General features: G+C 61.8%; 17 protein-coding genes. 2 read left to right on the top strand and 15 right to left on the bottom strand.

All coding sequences use genetic code 11. The annotated features are described in order from the left end of the window. Nucleotides 1-83: 83 nt before the first annotated feature. The gene (locus IVB22_RS17160; protein ID WP_247518485.1) at nt 84-953 is read left to right on the top strand and encodes an alpha/beta fold hydrolase; all 870 of its coding nucleotides are present in this window, start codon (nt 84-86) and stop codon (nt 951-953) included. A gap of 120 nt (nt 954-1073) precedes the next feature. On the opposite strand, the gene pal is transcribed toward IVB22_RS17160, so the two are convergent. The 14 genes from pal to IVB22_RS17230 form a co-directional block, all read right to left on the bottom strand. Further along, a complete protein-coding gene (pal, locus tag IVB22_RS17165) occupies nt 1074-1565 on the bottom strand; it encodes a peptidoglycan-associated lipoprotein Pal (RefSeq protein ID WP_212419187.1) in 492 nt (163 codons plus the stop codon). A 283-nt stretch (nt 1566-1848) separates the two neighbouring features. Continuing rightward, nucleotides 1849-2589: a hypothetical protein gene (locus IVB22_RS17170; RefSeq protein WP_247518486.1), complete on the bottom strand. Its 741-nt coding sequence runs from the start codon at nt 2587-2589 to the stop codon at nt 1849-1851. Between the two features lie 133 nt (nt 2590-2722). Continuing rightward, nucleotides 2723-5053: a bifunctional diguanylate cyclase/phosphodiesterase gene (locus IVB22_RS17175; protein WP_247518487.1), complete on the bottom strand. Its 2331-nt coding sequence runs from the start codon at nt 5051-5053 to the stop codon at nt 2723-2725. A gap of 181 nt (nt 5054-5234) precedes the next feature. Next, nucleotides 5235-6593: a Tol-Pal system beta propeller repeat protein TolB gene (tolB, locus tag IVB22_RS17180; protein WP_374207551.1), complete on the bottom strand. Its 1359-nt coding sequence runs from the start codon at nt 6591-6593 to the stop codon at nt 5235-5237. Between the two features lie 60 nt (nt 6594-6653). Next, a complete protein-coding gene (locus tag IVB22_RS17185) occupies nt 6654-7592 on the bottom strand; it encodes a cell envelope integrity protein TolA (RefSeq protein ID WP_247518488.1) in 939 nt (312 codons plus the stop codon). Nucleotides 7593-7639: 47 nt separating this feature from the next. Then, nucleotides 7640-8113: a biopolymer transporter ExbD gene (locus IVB22_RS17190; protein WP_247518489.1), complete on the bottom strand. Its 474-nt coding sequence runs from the start codon at nt 8111-8113 to the stop codon at nt 7640-7642. Between the two features lie 37 nt (nt 8114-8150). Next, the gene (tolQ, locus tag IVB22_RS17195; protein WP_247518490.1) at nt 8151-8864 is read right to left on the bottom strand and encodes a protein TolQ; all 714 of its coding nucleotides are present in this window, start codon (nt 8862-8864) and stop codon (nt 8151-8153) included. Nucleotides 8865-9918: 1054 nt separating this feature from the next. Continuing rightward, entirely contained in the window at nt 9919-10683 is a 765-nt protein-coding gene (epsC, locus tag IVB22_RS17200; protein ID WP_247518491.1) for a serine O-acetyltransferase EpsC, read from the bottom strand. 80 nt (nt 10684-10763) lie between these two features. Further along, a complete protein-coding gene (locus tag IVB22_RS17205; protein ID WP_247518492.1) occupies nt 10764-11147 on the bottom strand; it encodes a DUF1330 domain-containing protein in 384 nt (127 codons plus the stop codon). Nucleotides 11148-11177: 30 nt separating this feature from the next. After that, entirely contained in the window at nt 11178-11570 is a 393-nt protein-coding gene (locus tag IVB22_RS17210; protein ID WP_247518493.1) for a putative quinol monooxygenase, read from the bottom strand. Further along, nucleotides 11567-12295: a dihydrofolate reductase family protein gene (locus IVB22_RS17215; protein ID WP_247518494.1), complete on the bottom strand. Its 729-nt coding sequence runs from the start codon at nt 12293-12295 to the stop codon at nt 11567-11569. The genes IVB22_RS17210 and IVB22_RS17215 overlap by 4 nt, the downstream gene beginning before the upstream one ends. Nucleotides 12296-12315: 20 nt before the next feature. Next, nucleotides 12316-12711 carry a cupin domain-containing protein gene (locus IVB22_RS17220; RefSeq protein ID WP_247518495.1) on the bottom strand — a complete coding sequence of 132 codons (396 nt, stop codon included), beginning with the start codon at nt 12709-12711 and terminating at the stop codon, nt 12316-12318. A gap of 102 nt (nt 12712-12813) precedes the next feature. Continuing rightward, a complete protein-coding gene (locus IVB22_RS17225; RefSeq protein ID WP_247518496.1) occupies nt 12814-13044 on the bottom strand; it encodes a 4-oxalocrotonate tautomerase family protein in 231 nt (76 codons plus the stop codon). 14 nt (nt 13045-13058) lie between these two features. Beyond that, nucleotides 13059-13844, bottom strand: coding sequence for a carboxymuconolactone decarboxylase family protein (locus tag IVB22_RS17230; protein ID WP_247518497.1), 786 nt, complete (start codon nt 13842-13844; stop codon nt 13059-13061). Nucleotides 13845-14047: 203 nt separating this feature from the next. On the opposite strand from IVB22_RS17230, the gene IVB22_RS17235 reads away from it, so the two are divergent. Then, on the top strand, nt 14048-14941 hold the full coding sequence (locus tag IVB22_RS17235) for a LysR family transcriptional regulator (RefSeq protein WP_247518498.1): 894 nt from the start codon (nt 14048-14050) through the stop codon (nt 14939-14941). Between the two features lie 135 nt (nt 14942-15076). Here the strand turns inward: IVB22_RS17235 and IVB22_RS17240 are convergent, their stop codons facing one another. Beyond that, entirely contained in the window at nt 15077-15562 is a 486-nt protein-coding gene (locus tag IVB22_RS17240) for a DUF2852 domain-containing protein (RefSeq protein ID WP_247518570.1), read from the bottom strand. Nucleotides 15563-15604: the final 42 nt, after the last annotated feature.

The following is a 15604-nucleotide window of genomic DNA, read 5'->3' on the forward strand; positions in this document are numbered from 1 at the left end:
GAATTCCGGTATGGTTTAGTATCCGCTTCAAGACAAGCCGCCCGGGTCGGGCAGGCCGTTCACAAATCGAGGGAGACCCGCTCATGCACGTGTCTGTGAACGGGGTGCGGCTGTTCTTCGATGTCGAGGGCGCGAAACTGGTGCCCGACGGCCCGGTGATGCGGGAAAAGCCTGTCCTGCTGATGCTGCATGGCGGCCCCGGCGCCGACCATTCGATTTACCGACCGGCCTACTCCGCTTTGGCCGATATTGCCCAAATCGTCTATCTCGACCATCGCGGCAACGGCCGCAGCGAGGATGGCCCGCGCGAAGGCTGGAATCTGGCGCAATGGGGCGACGACGTGAGCACGTTCTGCGACGCGCTCGGCATCGCCAATCCGATTGTGCTCGGCGCGTCGTTCGGCGGCATGGTCGCACTGGCCTATGCCACGAGGCACGCGGCTCACCCTTCAAAGTTGATTGTGATCAGCACCGAAGCCCGTGGCGGGTCATATCCAGATCGGCGCGTGGAACTGTTCGAGCGCTTCGGCGGCCCGGAAGTAGGCGCGCTGGCGCGCCGCCGCTTCCTGGAATTTCATGGCCATCCGGACCAGGCCTCGCGCGACGCGTGGCGGCGCTTGGCCATGCCGCTTTACTTCCGGAAACCGCGCGATCCGGATATGGCGCGTCGCGCCGTCAACCGGCCAGAGGTGTTGCAGTTGTTCACCGGACCGGGTGGCGAGAGCCACACCTTCAACATGTTCCCCGAACTCCATCGCATCCAGTGCCCTACCCTTGTGATGGGCGGTGAAGACGATCCGATGCATCCGATCGAGAGCCAGGCGGATATCGCGGCGGCGCTGCCCCCGCAACTTGTTCAGTTCGAACGGTTTGCGAATTGCGGGCATGCCGTCGTGCCCGACGCGCCTGAACGGGCGATGGCACTGCTCCGGGAATTCATCCTGAGACGCTAGATTAACTTCCTGCTGCGTCTTCTTAGCACACGCCGGCATCCACTTGGCTTACAAGCACAAAGTGCAGTTAAACCGGCGCCTGAAGACGCCGGTTCTAAAATGCTGCGAAAGCCCGAATGCTCAGGCGCCGGCGTTCAGCACCGTGACGGCGCGGCGGTTCTGCGACCAGCAGGAGATGTCGTTACAGACCGCGACCGGACGTTCCTTGCCGTAGGAGATCGTCCGCATGCGGTTCGGATCGATGCCGCGCGAGGCGAGATAGCTGCGCACCGACTGGGCGCGGCGTGCACCGAGCGCGATGTTGTATTCGCGGGTGCCGCGCTCGTCCGCATGGCCTTCGATGGTGAAGGAATAGCGGTTGTAGGTCTGCAGCCACTGCGCCTGCTTCTCCAGCGTGGCGATCGCCTGCGGGCTCAGCTCGGTCTGGTCGCTCTCGAAGAACACGCGGTCGCCGACATTGACCACGAAATCCTGCTGGCTCCCCGGCGTTGCCGCGCTCGCCATCGCTCCGTCAGCGCCGACGTTGTTCTTGGCGCAGGCGCCCATCGACAGCGCCACCGCAACCACAGCCGCCAGCTTCCATCCCTGGAGGATACGCATCTGATATTTCATTCCGGAGCCTCCACGCTCACGTTTTTCGACTGTTATCCGGTCTACAGGTCGATGGTTAAGCGAACGTTCCGTCAACCTTGATGGAACCTTGCCAGGCTCGATCAAATGCCAACAAACCATGAAAAGCGACTGCGATAGTTAATGATTTGTAAATGTGGCGCGACGGTGAAGGCAAGTGCGCACAGGCCGAAATCACCCGGATTGGGCGGCGGCATGGGGCAAAAGGGCGCCCGCGGACGGATATCGAGCCATTGCGGGGAGAATGCCCCCGCGGTTTGACCGTTTAGGAACTCGGGACGATCGAGGCAGGCTCGAACGAGGTAACCACCGAATCGGAGGACGAAGGACGCTCGCCGCCGCGGTCGAAGAGTGTTCGCCGTTCGAAAGCGCTCGAACGCAGAAACGGATAGCGGGCCAGAACCCTGTCACGCACCGTCGGCAAATGCGCAGCCATCAACCCGACAGGCTTGACGAGGCCCGGATACGTTCGCGGCTCGCACCAGGTTTCATGCAGGAACACGCGCCGGTAGAACGCCTGGTGCTCGGGACGCACGATCGCCAATCCATAGTCGGCATTGAAATAGACGCCGGCCATGGAGCCCAACCTGACAGTTACGTAGGGAAGCTCTGGAAAAATTCGCGCCTTTTCGGGGTCGGCAACGAAGCGCGTTGAATCGATAATGACCTTCCCCTTGTCAAGCTCGGGGTGGAGTACATCGCCAAACAGCTCAACTGACGGCGACATCCGCCATTCGGGCGTCAGCACGCTCACGCGAATTGAGCTGTAGAGTTCACCGTGAAAATAGACGCCGAAGGTCCAGGCGTTGGGAGCGTCTTCAAATTGATCGATCACGCGCCCCTCAGTCGAAGGCTGGATAGCCCCCTCGCGAAGATAGGCTCGGTAGCGGAGCCGGTAAATCTCGTCTTTTTCTTCGGGGGTCTGCGCCAGTCGATAGTCAACTTGATCTAGCGGATCGGGACTCCGTCCCAAGGCCATGGGGCGTGCTTCGGCCGGGGACCTCATACTGTACTCCTGACGCTTCCAATCAACTTCTGCGAGCGACCAAGGGATTAACAGCTTGTTAACGAGATTGCAAAGACTTCAATAAGTTAAGGTTACTTCGGGGAGCCCGATTCTCCCGTATTTTCACGGGGGATCAAGCGATGGATCGCGAGGAAAGCGGGACCAGTTGTCCCTCCGGCTGACGGCGGCCATGCGAAGCATTCAGCAACTGGCGAACCCGCACCGCAGGTACCGGCGGGCTGAACAGATAGCCTTGCGCCTCGGTTACCGCGCCATCGGCGCTGATCAGTTCGAGCTGCTCGTTGGTCTCGATGCCCTCCACCACGACGGACATTCCGAGATCGGCCGACAGCCGCGCCACGCCGCGCAACAGCGTCAGCGGACGGTCGCTGTCGATTCCCTCGAGGAAGGAACGGTCGATCTTCACCTTCTGCAATGGGAAGTTGTGCAGATAGCTGAGGCTCGAATAGCCGGTGCCGAAGTCGTCGAGCGAGATCCGCACGCCGAGCGAATGCAATTGCGACAGCACGTCGTGCGTCAGCTGCGTGTTACGCAGCAGCGAGGATTCGGTGATCTCGATTTCGAGCCGGTTCGCCGGCAGGCCGGAGACCTCCAGCGCGTAGCGGACTTCGCTCAGCACGTCGCGCTGGTGGAATTGCTGCGGCGAGAAGTTGACGGCGACGCTGACGCCTTCGGGCCATTTCATGCATTCCATGCAGGCCTTGCGCAAAATCCAGCGGCCGAGATCAACGATCAGGCCCATGTCCTCCGCAATCGGAATGATATCGGTCGGCGACACCGTGCCGCGAACCGGATGATTCCAGCGCAACAGCGCCTCGCAGGTGGATATCCGTCCCGACTTGAGATTGACCAGCGGCTGGAAGAACAGCTCGAACTCCTCGTTGGCCAGCGCCTTGCGCAGGTCCAGTTCGAGGATGCGGCGGGATTCGACGACCTGCGCCATCTCGTCCCGGAAGAAGCAGAAGGTGCCGCGGCCGTCGGCCTTGGAGCGGTACAGCGCCATGTCCGCATTCTTCAACAGCGTGTCGGCGCTGATACCGCGCGAGGTCATGGCGATGCCGACGCTGGCACCAATCTCGACCAGGTGGTTGTCGATCTTGTAGCGTTCGCTCAGGCGATCGACGATGCGCCGGGCGAGACCGGCGGCGTCGTCGGCGGAATGGATGTTCTGCTGGAACACCACGAATTCGTCGCCGCCGAAGCGCGCCACGAAGTCCTCGGGCCGCAGCATCTCGCGCAACCGTTCGGACACCGCGCACAGCAACTGGTCGCCGCAGGGATGGCCGAGCGTATCGTTGACCTGCTTGAACTGGTCGAGGTCGATGAACAGCAGCGCCGATAGCTGGTTGCGGCCGTGTTCTTCCGTCAGAAGACGCTCGATCTCATTGCGGAAATTGACCCGGTTGGGAAGCCCCGTCAGTTCATCATAGCGCGCCAGGTGACTGATCTTGGCTTCGGCGTTACGCCGCTCGGTAATATCTTCCAGCAGCACGACCGCGCCGCCGTCGGCCATCGGCTGGAAGGTCCACGACAGCGACCGATTTCTGACGAAGTCGGGATCGGCGGTAACGACGCCCCTCGCCTGCGAATTCTCGATTTCAGCGAGGATTATCTTGCCGCTCGCCGCCGAGATCGATCCGGCGCTGGCACAGGCAGCGATGATGTCGGAAGCGCTCGCGCCGCTTTGCACGAGACCGTCGGACAGCTCCATCATTTCGCTGAAACGATAGTTCATTACCGCAAGCCGGCCGTCGGCCGCGAACATACACAGACCATGCGGCATGTTGTTCAGCGCGGTATCGAACTGATCAGCCAGCGCCGCCTCGCGCTCGCGCGCCACGTGCGCTCGAACGAAAATCCGCTGCAAGTCGGTCGAAATCTGCTTCAGCGCCAAAAAAAACACCGCGCTGACGATCGCCATTCCGATGTAATAGGGGGTGCCACGAAGCGCCAGCGCAATCGCTGTCGGACCGCAGGCAAGCGCAATCTGCACGTGGAATATCCACGGCCTTCCATAGGTCCGGCCTGCACCTCCAGCCACGTACCCGGTGGTGACGGTCAGGCAAATCATGTGGGCCACAGCATCATCGCTGCCGAGCAGAGCCACCGTGCACCAAGCCCCGAGCGCAACGGCATAGATCATCGCCCCGATCTGATAACGCACCTCCCAACGCGCGGCTTCATCGGCGGTCAACGCCGATCTGCGGCTGTTGTAGCGGTGCATGTCGATCGCGCGGGCGGTGCCGGACAGCACGAGAAAAGCAACGCATGGCCAGAGCAGGTCTTGTCCGGTCTTCACGGCGGTCATGGCCGCGGCAAAGGCAACCATCACCGCGCCTGCAAACAGCGGCGCGGGATTTTGGAAAAGCGAATCGATCAGCGCCGAGTAAGTTGACGGCGAGACCTTCTGATCCGGCTCTTCGGTTTGACTTGCAAGCTGCATGTTAGGGGCGCGCATCCTATTCGGGTAGGTAGTTTTACCCGCTGCAGATGAAGTCTTTCTGAGGGAATATCGTTACCGAGACGTTGTTTTTTGCGTCGCACGGGCAAAATATGCCCGAAAAATCAGCGGGCTAGGCAATGTTTACCGATTAACGGCCGATCCCCTGCGCGGCCGGGTTCCATCAGGACAACAGCGGCGACCATGCAGGGTCGGAAGCGAAACCAGGCGTTGGTACCCGCAATTCGTTACGACCAGAGATATCGACGGTGAACAAGGACGGCCCGCCGCTGCCGCCGGGCTCGCGGAAGAACATCACGACCCGGCCGTTCGGCGCAAAGGTCGGCCCTTCATTATGGAAGCCGGAGGTAAGGATCCGCTCGCCCGAGCCGTCGGTCTTCATGATGCCGATCGCGAACTGGCCGCCGCCCTGCTTGGTGAAGGCGATGTAGTCGCCACGCGGCGACCACACCGGCGTAGAATAGCTGCCCTCGCCGAACGAGATGCGCTGCGCCCCTCCCCCCGTGGCCGGCATCACATAGATCTGCGGCTTGCCGCCGCGATCGGATTCGAAACAGATGCGGGCGCCATCAGGCGAGTAGGACGGCGAAGTGTCGATCGCCGGCGTGTCGGTCAGCCGCGTCGTCGATTTCGAACGCAAGTCCATCACGAACAGGTTCGAGTTGCCGCCCTGCTGCAGGCTCATGATGATGCGCTGGCCGTCCGGCGAGAACCGCGGCGAGAACGACATGCCGGGGAAATTGCCGACGATCTCGCGCTGCCCGGTTTCGACGTTGAACAGATAGACGCGCGGATCGCCCTGGCCGAACTCCATGTAGGTGATCTCTTGCGTCGACGGCGAGAACCGCGGCGTCAGCACCAGATCGCTTCCCTTGGTCAGGTATCGGACGTTGGCGCCGTCCTGATCCATCAGCGCCAGCCGCTTGACGCGGCGCTCCTTGGATCCGGTCTCGTCGACGAACACGACGCGGCTGTCGAAATAGCCCTTCTCGCTGGTCAGCCGCTCATAGATCTGGTCGGAGATGATGTGGGCGATCCGCCGCCAGTATTCCGGCGAGGTCTGGTATTGCTGGCCGGTGAGCTGCTGCTGCTGGTTGACATCCCAGAGACGGAATTCCGCCTTCAGACGGCCGTCACCCTGCCGCGTCATCCGGCCGGTGACCAGAAACTGCGCGCTGATCTGCTTCCAGCTCTGGAATTGCGGCGCGGCGTCGATGTTGGTGATGCGCTCTATGTGGGCGGCCGGATCGATCGGCGCGAACAGGCCGCTGCGCTTGAGATTGTTGGTGATCACCTGCGCCACGCCGACGCCGACTTCGGCATCGCCGGGCGTGCCCGCGACGAAATTCGGGATCGCGATCGGCAGGGGTACGAACTCACCTTCGGGAATGGGAATCCGCTTCGGCGCCTGTGCGAAGGCATTGCGACCGCCGGAGGCCGCGCCAAGCGCAGCCATTCCGGCAATGATCTGACGGCGGCTCGGGCGATACAGCATGTTCGGCAATCCATCTTTATCAGTCATCGCTTCAAACTTTGCTCATATCTGTCATTGCCAACGGGTGTCCGCCACGTGACAAAACCGTTAGACTTTTTCCTTGAACACCGGCGCGAAATATTTCCATTCCTCGTAAAGGGCCGCCGGCAGCTTGTACGGCTGGCATTCGATGATCGCGCGCAACGCGCTCTCCTGATAGACGCGAAGGTAGGGCGTCGCCGGAACGCCTTCCGGAACCGGCGAGCCTTCAAGGGTGCCGTCGCGCTTCAGACGAATGGCAAACGCGGCTTCAGGCTTCTGCGATTCGATTCCGCCATAGGGCTTCTTCCAGCATCGCTCGACCTGCTGCTTGAAAATCGCGCCCCAGGTTGCGGAATTGTCCGCAGCCGTGCCCTTCGCAAGGCCGAGGGCTGCGTTCGAATTCAGCGTGTCGCCGGTCGTGGCCTGACGCGACGGGTCACGCTTGTCGAGCAGGGCTGCGATCTGGTTCTGATCGAAGTGCCGTTCGACAATCCGCTTCTGCGGCTCCGGCGGCTTTGCCGCCTGCACTGGCTTGGGCGGCGGCTTCTTCTCTTCCTTCTTGATCGCTTCCGCGATCGGATCGGGCTTGACCGGATCCGGCTTCTTCTCGATCGGCTTCGGCTCTTGCTTCGGCTCTTCCTTCGGCTTCTCGACGACCTTCGGCGGATCGGGCTTCTTCTCGACCGGTTTTTCCTCGACCTTCGGCTGCGGGGGCGGCGCGGTCTCGGTCACGACAGGCGCCTTCTCGGTGATCTTGCCGACGGCATCGTCGACCGGCTTGGCTTCGGCGACCTTCTCGACCAGCGGCTTCGGGTTTTCCTTCTTGCCGGTCTTCATGCCGGCCATGACCTTGGCAAGCTCGTTGGGCGATATGACATCCACCGCGACCGAATCTTCCGGCTGCATTTCAAGGGCCCTGGTCGAGAACGACAGCATCACCCACCCCAGCACGAACACGTGCAGGGCAACCGACGCCAGGATCGTCTTGTCGACCTTGACCTTCACTTGAGCTTTCCCGCTCCGTCCTCAGCCGTCGCGCGCCGCTGCATGGCTCAGGAGCCCTGCTCCGGCACGATGACGATATTCGCCTTGAACCCCGCCGTCCGAATATACCCCAATAGTTTCATCATATCCGTGTAACAGACGTCCTTGTCCCCCCGCAGGTATACCACCCTCTCGGCCTCCGATCTGGTCTCCTTGATCGCCGTTATCTTGGGCAGGAGCTCGTTGGCCGGAATCAGCGTGTCCCCGAGATAGAGCTCGACGTTCGAGTTGCAGGAACCGCCGGTGCGCTTGACCGACAATGTCAGCGGCGGTGCATTGGCCGCGAGCGACTTGCCGCCGCTGGCGACGGGCAAATCGATATCGATGGTCGACGTCATCAGCGGCGCCGCCACCATGAAGATGATGAGCAGCACGAGCATCACGTCGACCATCGGCGTGACGTTGATCTCCGCCATCACGGCGGCGCGACGCCGGCCGCGGCGTCCACCACCTCCGGCCGAACCTGCCATGTTCATCGCCATGATCTTGATCTCACGATGCGCTCGTCATGTGCCGTCCTCACGCCCGCTCGTCGATCTGGCGGGACAGGATGGCGGAAAATTCGTCGGCGAAGCCTTCCAGCCGCTGCGCCTGCCGGTTCACCTCGGACGTGAACTTATTGTAGAAAATGGTCGCCGGGATGGCGGCGATGAGACCGATAGCGGTCGCAAACAGCGCTTCCGCAATGCCGGGCGCCACCACCGCGAGCGACGTATTTTTCGAGGCCGCGATCGACTGGAAGCTCGACATGATGCCCCAAACGGTTCCGAACAGGCCCACAAACGGCCCGGCCGACCCGACGGTCGCCAGCACCAGGAGCCTTCGTTCCAGCCGCTCGACCTCGCGGGCGATGGAGACGTTCATCACCTTCTCGATCCGCATCTGCAGACCGGCAAAGGAGCGTGTCTGGCTCTCGAACGAGCGCTTCCACTCGCGCATGGCCGCGACGAAACAGGCCGCCATCGACTGCGTCGGTTTGGCCGACAGCGCGCGATAAAGTTCCTCGATCGATTGACCCGACCAGAAGGCCTGCTCGAAGCGGTCCATGGCGCGCTTGGTGCGGCCATAGAGGAAAATCTTGTCGATCGCGATCGCCCAGACCCAGACCGAGCAGGCCAGGAGTCCCATCATGACCGTTTTCACGACCCAATGGGCCTGCATAAACAGCGCAATCAGCGACACGTCAGCGGAGACCAACGGCAGGGCTGCCGGAGCCACGTCGGCGGGATTCATGGGCGGTATCCTCTCAACGCAAGTGTCCCTATTTCCTCCGGGAGCAATCGGCTGCCGGTACCACAGCCGCGCGTCGGGCGCGGCGTCATGCGCCAGCGCGAGAGCTCTCTTGGTGTCGCATGGGGGGCCCGCCGAAAGCCGGGTCCTGCTTCCCCTGCCAACATGTCAAAACGAGGGCTATCAGCGCGTCATTCCGTCCCTAACCAGACGCTAAGCTTGGTTAACTTTAGGTTACCAAAGGGGAATCCGACTGCCGGAAATCGAGGCAGGCCGGGCGGTTAAGGGGCCCGGGGTCCGGGTTCCATGCCCGGGAAGTGGTGCCCGGCGGGTCGCCTGGCCCTTCCAGACGGCCGCTTAGCGGGCCTCAGGTGGGGGTGAGCGAGGCCAGTTCTCTCCACGTCATTGCGAGCCAACGGGTCGGCGCGAAGCGCCGCCCGATGACAGGCTCCGTGAAGCAATCCATTCTTTCCGTGCACGAGGTGACAATGGATTGCTTCGCTTCGCTCGCAATGACGGTGGATATAGTTTCGCCTTCTCGCGGCGCATTGCGTCCGAGGTTTGCATCTTCGTTTGCCCTCCTGAACTTAGAGGGCGCAGGGAAGACCGGGTGCACGCTGCACCCGCGGTCTCGTGTGCAATTTGCGCGTAAGAAGACGCACACGAGCATACAGGTTCAGCGGAAACACTCCGGCCTTCCCTGCGCAATGGCTTTACGGCTTACTTCGAGCTCTCCCCGGTGAACGGCTCTTTTGCCACCGTCGCCCGTGAGAGGCGTGCCTCTCGCGAACTTAGCGCCAGCACCGCGGCGTCAGGACCACACGACTTCGCCGTACGCTTCAGGCGCGTACGTCTCGCGCCATTCACGTCCATCGCATCTCACCGCACGTTCGTGACGATGGCCAACGCCCCTCATCTGCCGTGAGACGCGCGGAGTTACGCGGGTGATTTGCCCGACAACGGAAGCGGAATATTTTTGCAATCGAGACTGGACCGGGCAAATCACGTTGAAAGCGCTACGAAAATTCGCGCGCAGACGCAAACGGGGCCGTTTCGCTCAGGCGGAAACGCTTGGCTTCGGGCAATTGGTCAACCGCGCGGGAACGCCGACGGCGGTGCAGCCGGGCGGCACGTCATGTTCGACGACAGCGCCGGCGCCGATCTTGGCGTAATCGCCGACGCTGACGCCGCCGAGAATGGTCGCGCCGGCGCTCAGCAAAACGCCTTTGCCGATTTTCGGAGCGCGGTCCGGCTCCGAATGTTTGCGGCCGATGGTGACGTTCTGCAGGATCGTCACCCCGTCGCCGATTACGGCGAAGGCGCCGATGATGATGCCGGTGGCGTGATCGAGAAACACCGCCGTTCCGATCGATGCGGACGGATGAATGCTGACCTGAAGCTGATCGGAAGACAGGCTTTGCAACAGCAGCGCGAGATCGGTGCGGCGCTGACGCCAGAGCCAGTTGGAGACGCGCCAAGCCTGCAGCGCGACGTAGCCCTTGAAGTTCAGGAGCGGAGGCAGCAGCGTCGTCGTCGCGGGATCGTGAACGGCGATGCTCTGCAGATCGCGGCTCGCCGCATCGATCAGATCGGGCGCGCCAGCGAAGGCGTCGCGGGCGAGCTGCGCAAACCGCGCGCGATCCGCCGGACTCCTGCCGAGCCGCTCGCCGATCTGGTGCGCCAGCGCGTGAGCGAAATCAGGATGAACGAGAATAGCTGACGATAGCGCCGCGCCGAATACCGGGTCGCGCGCCACGGCGCTTTCCGCTTCACGCCGGATCGTTCGCCAGAGCTGATCGACAGCAATTTCATTCTGGATCATGACAGCCACTTCGGATTAGCGCGTCCGGATAATATAGACCGGCCGCGACACGGCGCCATCAGGTACGGTTCGAAAAAGCTTCACTGCGAAACGCCATCTACCGCGAAAATTCGGAAACTGCCGTGTTTTTCGCCGACCGCGCGGGCTTTGCTGTATTCGGGCGAATGGCGCCACTTCGTCATTTGCTCCATGGAGTCCCATTGAACCAGGACGACACGTCCCTTCGGCGGCTCACCGTCAATCGACACCCCGCTTCCTCCCCCGAGATATCGTCCCCCGTGAACTTTAAGACTCTCACGCGCGAGCGGAGCGAACTCCTGCGCAAATCCCTGGGGGTTCCTGACAGTGTTGTCTTCGATCATATAGACAGGAGGTTTTGCCTGCGCGTGGATTGAATTGACGCCAAACGCGCCGATGCCGATGCCGGCTACCAGCGCCGAGACTGCCGCGAATGAAGTTTTCACTGTTTGTCTCCTGCAGGCGAAGCCCCGCGATTATTTCGATTTAGCGCCTAGCATGATGGGCGCGCTTTGCACGAGCTTGAGCGACGTCACCATCTTCTCCGTTGTGGCCTTGTATTTCCTGAAATGTTCGGATGCGAGATGCGATCGATAGGCATCCACGTCGCGATAGATTTCGAAGACCTTGACGCGAGCAGGATTGTCCTTGTCCGACACAGCGTAAAGGACCAGAACACCCGGCTCCATGCGAATAGCCGCTTCGATCTGCTCTTGTACCGCAGCCCTGTATGCCTCCAGCTGCACCGGGTCGATCTCGATCTCCGCTACCTGCACGTACTGTTCATTCGCCTGCTGTGCGACGGCGCCACCGCCGAACGTTGCAGCCAGCACGGATGCGCCGAAAACGAAAAGCTGTTTGGTATTCATCGTCCGCTCCCGACAGGCGCGATAAGGCTTTCAGCGTTATGCAGCTTGTAGCGAAGCCAGATCGCTCCGCCCTCAAGGAGCCCATGGCTCTCGAGCGTCATCGACCCCAGCGGCGCCGACCGACCGGCACTTTCCTCCAGTGAATCAAAGATGCTCGGCGCGCCCTTTGCCCCGTCGACTGCGGGGCACTGGATCAGGCTGATTTCATCGACGAGGCCCGCCCGCAGGAACGCGCCGTTGGAGACGCCGCCTCCTTCCAGGATCAAGCGCTTCACGCCGAGTTCGCGATTCAGAATTTCGAGCGTCAAGCCTAGATCGAGTTCCGTCTCACGCGCGAAGAAATAGGACACGCCCTCGCTGCGCAGGCCGGCCAAATGCGCGTCCGAAACTTTCTCGGAAACAGCGACGACGATTGGATCGCCGCCGATGTCCGAGCGGCCCCAGACGATCTTGCCATTCGCATCCAGCACGACCCCGTAGGCCTTCGCATCGCGACGAGCGAACCAGGCCTGACGGGAAATGCTCTCCGAGGTCGATACGGGATACGTCTTGCCCTTGGCAAACTCTTGGCCGGTGACGCGGCCGACGAGCCAGGCGTCCCCGTCAAGTTCGTCGTGCAACCTCTCGAACAAACCTGCGGCGACGGTATTCTCCGGCCGCCAGCGACTGAGCAGCGTGCGGCCGTCGACGCTCGCGCACATGTGGCAGATTACGTATGGCTTCATTTCCAATCTCCGAACGGACTTTACATCCGGTATTGGTCATCGCTGACCTTTTCCATCCAGTCGACGTTCTTGCCGTCGATCGATTCCTGGACCGCGATGTGAGTCATCGCCGTAGTCGGCGTCGCACCATGCCAATGCTTGAGGCCAGGCTGAAACCACACGACGTCGCCAGCGCGGACCTCCTCGATCGCTCCTCCTTCACGCTGCACCCAGCCGAGACCCGAGGTGAGAATCAAAGTCTGTCCGAGCGGATGCGTATGCCACGCCGTCCGGGCTCCGGGCTCAAAGGTGACGCTGCCGGCCCCTGCGCGAGCTGGTTCCGGAGCCTGGAAGAGCGGGTCAATCCGGACCGATCCGCTGAACCATTCGGCCGGCCCTTTGCGAGACGGCTGCGAACCTGCGCGCTTGATATCCATGGTCAACTCCTTCGATCGAACTAGGCTTGCGTGAAAATTCGCGAGTATGGCCACGCCGCCTGCGACGAGTACGTTTCTGCGCGTCAGCATCGTTCTGTTCCGTCAGAGAGGATCATAGCCAGGCTTCTTGTAGATCGTTTCCGGCTTGCCAAGGATGTCGGGCCCGAAGACCCTCTCCGCCCAATCCTTCGGTTTGACATCCTCGATCGCGACCGAGACCGATTCCTCACCAAGCTTCAGCGTGTCCGTCACCGCGCAGGTGACAGCGTCCGCAAGCAGCGCCTTCTGCTGCTCCGACCTGCCGGAATAGAGTTTGACGATGACGTGCGGCATTACCGGTCCCTCGATCAGCGCGGGCGCTTTTCAAAGACGTCCTTGAAGACGGGAGCAGCGGAGAATGCGTTCGGCCAGCCGGCGTAAAAGGCAAGATGCCCCACCGTCTCGCCGGCCTGTTCCTGCGTCAACCCGTTATCCATTGCCCGGTTCAGGTGATAGGTGATCTGCGCGACCTGCCCCGTCGCGACGAGGGCGCTGACGGTGACAAGGCTTCGATCCCGCGGCGCCAATTCGGGCCGCAGCCAGAGATCGCGAAACAGCACGTCCGTCGTGTACTGGACGAGACTAGGCGTCACCTTACCGAACTGCTGCTCGACGCGGGTGGCGCGCTGCGCCTCGGAGGCCTCGTCGAGGGGAAGCATCGAACCGGAAGCCGGCGGCAGTTGGTCGGGCCCGATGCTGCGAGCCTTGAACACTTCCCTGGCGATGGGGACCGCGCCCATGGCGTTGGCCCAGCCGGTATAGAAAGCGAGGTGGGTAATGATCTCAGACACTTCGGCCGGCTTCACACCATTGTGGAGCGCGAGGTCGAGATAATACGGCAGTTCGACGCGCTGATCGCGGGCGATCAGGGCCGAGATCGTGACGATGCTTCGGTCGCGCGGCGAAAGACCCGGACGCTTCCAGAGATCCCCCTGCACAGCACCCTGCGCATATTTCTCGAGGGCGGGCGCGACGGCCCGGATATCTTCCAGCATCGGCATTGGCTTTGTTCCTTCGGCGTTTGTCTTCACGCCTTGGGCTGAGGCCGGCGCGACCAGACAGAGCGACAGGACGGTTGCAGCGAGCATTCTCATCGAAATCTTCCTTCGCGATTGACGACAGCGCCAGCAATGGGCGGCAACGGCGGGCCGCGGAGAACATCGGCAGGGCCGAGCGGACCAGACGCCCCGCGCAAGCCGCAGTTTCTTCGGACGACGCCTTCGATCAAAATCTAAGGCTTCCAGAGGTCAGGGATTAGGTGATAGAAAATAAATAGAATTATTAGAGAGGCTTATGAATGGACCGGGAGAACGCCAGCGATCTCCTCGTCTTCCTGGCGGTCGCGCGAGAGCGCAGCTTCACCAGGGCGGCGGCAAAGCTCGGCATGTCCCAATCCGCTCTCAGTCAAATCGTGCGCAATCTGGAGGAGCGGCTCGGCGTGCGCTTGCTCAACCGCACAACGCGGAGTGTTGCACCGACGCAGGCCGGCGACCGCCTCCTCCAGCACGTCGGTCCGAAGTTCGACGAAATGGACATCGAACTGACCGCCCTGGGAGAACTGCGCGAGAAACCCGCCGGCAATATCCGGATCACGGCCACGGAGCATGCCGCGCAGGCAATCCTGTTGCCTGCACTGGCCAAGATCCTGCCGAAGTATCGGGACATCAGGGTGGAGGTCATCGTCGACTACGGTCTCGCCAACATCGTGGCTCAACGCTACGACGCGGGCATTCGTCCCGGCGAATTGGTCGAGAAGGACATGATTGCGGTGCGCGTCGGTCCGGATCTGCGGATGGCGGTCGTCGGCGCGCCTTCTTATTTTGCCGGCCGGAAGAAACCGCGCACGCCTCGGGATCTCACCGAACACGATTGTCTCAATCTGCGCCTTCCGACGCACGGCGGCCTCTACGCCTGGGAGTTCGAAAAGGACGGACGTGCGCTGAACGTCCGGGTCGACGGTCAGCTTGTCTTCAACGGCGCCGGCCCACTGTTGACGGCGTCGTTGAACGGCTTCGGCCTGGCTTACCTGATGGAAAGCAATGTGCAGCCGTACATCTCCGAAGGGCGGCTCGTCCGGGTGCTCTCGGACTGGTGCCCGCCGTTCTCAGGCTATCATCTGTACTATCCGAGCCGGCGCCAGCCCTCGCCCGCGTTCGCCCTTCTCGTCGATGCTCTTCGGTATCGACGTTGAGATGGCTGGCATCGCCAAGCGATAGCCTGCAAAAACAAACCGCCCACCTGCTTTCGCAGATGGGCGGCTGTATCCGCCGTCAGGCATCATGGGGGCATCACGCCTGAGGCTGAACTCACTCGCGACGCTATTCGCTTAGCCCTGCTGCGGCTGGTCGTTCGGCGGGGTCGGACGCGGCTTGTGCTGCGCCATGAACTGGTCGAACTCTTCCTTGTCCTTGGCGTGACGCAGGCGATCGAGGAAATTCCTGAACTCGACCTGCTCTTCCTCGAGCCGGCGCAGGGTTTCCATGCGGTACTCGTCGAAGGCGCGGTTGCCGCTCGTGGGCGGGCCGAAGCCGAAGCCGCCAAAGCCGCGGCTCTCCATGCGGTTACGCATCCGGTCCATCTTGTACTGCATCCGCTCCATCTTGTTCTGCCAGCGATCTCCGTGACTCCAGCAACCCATTTTTCTGCTCCCTAGTGTGAAAAAGAGAAGGGCAAGGCCGATCGGCCACCAGATGATGAAGCCGAGGATGGTCACCGCGATCCAGCCGGGGTGCCAGGGACTATCAAGCATACGCGGGCGATAGTTCTCTTCCGTCGGGCCGCGCCATCGATTGACATCTGCGGTGTAGGCCATTTCCCTCTCCATGACGGCGATCACGCCGTTGTGAATGTAAAT

Origin of the sequence: Bradyrhizobium sp. 190 (assembly GCF_023073415.1) — a bacterium.
Taxonomy (GTDB): domain Bacteria; phylum Pseudomonadota; class Alphaproteobacteria; order Rhizobiales; family Xanthobacteraceae; genus Bradyrhizobium.

What these genes read in the sequence shown, in the direction of transcription:
- IVB22_RS17190 (WP_247518489.1), bottom strand. Translation starts at nt 8,113, where the DNA reads ATGGCGATGAACATGGCAGGTTCGGCCGGAGGTGGTGGACGCCGCGGC.
- tolB (WP_374207551.1), bottom strand. Translation starts at nt 6,593, where the DNA reads ATGACTGATAAAGATGGATTGCCGAACATGCTGTATCGCCCGAGCCGC.
- IVB22_RS17240 (WP_247518570.1), bottom strand. Translation starts at nt 15,562, where the DNA reads ATGGCCTACACCGCAGATGTCAATCGATGGCGCGGCCCGACGGAAGAG.
- IVB22_RS17235 (WP_247518498.1), top strand. Translation starts at nt 14,048, where the DNA reads ATGGACCGGGAGAACGCCAGCGATCTCCTCGTCTTCCTGGCGGTCGCG.
- IVB22_RS17215 (WP_247518494.1), bottom strand. Translation starts at nt 12,295, where the DNA reads ATGAAGCCATACGTAATCTGCCACATGTGCGCGAGCGTCGACGGCCGC.
- tolQ (WP_247518490.1), bottom strand. Translation starts at nt 8,864, where the DNA reads ATGAATCCCGCCGACGTGGCTCCGGCAGCCCTGCCGTTGGTCTCCGCT.
- IVB22_RS17170 (WP_247518486.1), bottom strand. Translation starts at nt 2,589, where the DNA reads ATGAGGTCCCCGGCCGAAGCACGCCCCATGGCCTTGGGACGGAGTCCC.
- IVB22_RS17230 (WP_247518497.1), bottom strand. Translation starts at nt 13,844, where the DNA reads ATGAGAATGCTCGCTGCAACCGTCCTGTCGCTCTGTCTGGTCGCGCCG.
- epsC (WP_247518491.1), bottom strand. Translation starts at nt 10,683, where the DNA reads ATGATCCAGAATGAAATTGCTGTCGATCAGCTCTGGCGAACGATCCGG.
- pal (WP_212419187.1), bottom strand. Translation starts at nt 1,565, where the DNA reads ATGAAATATCAGATGCGTATCCTCCAGGGATGGAAGCTGGCGGCTGTG.
- IVB22_RS17160 (WP_247518485.1), top strand. Translation starts at nt 84, where the DNA reads ATGCACGTGTCTGTGAACGGGGTGCGGCTGTTCTTCGATGTCGAGGGC.
- IVB22_RS17225 (WP_247518496.1), bottom strand. Translation starts at nt 13,044, where the DNA reads ATGCCGCACGTCATCGTCAAACTCTATTCCGGCAGGTCGGAGCAGCAG.
- IVB22_RS17175 (WP_247518487.1), bottom strand. Translation starts at nt 5,053, where the DNA reads ATGCAGCTTGCAAGTCAAACCGAAGAGCCGGATCAGAAGGTCTCGCCG.
- IVB22_RS17210 (WP_247518493.1), bottom strand. Translation starts at nt 11,570, where the DNA reads ATGAATACCAAACAGCTTTTCGTTTTCGGCGCATCCGTGCTGGCTGCA.
- IVB22_RS17220 (WP_247518495.1), bottom strand. Translation starts at nt 12,711, where the DNA reads ATGGATATCAAGCGCGCAGGTTCGCAGCCGTCTCGCAAAGGGCCGGCC.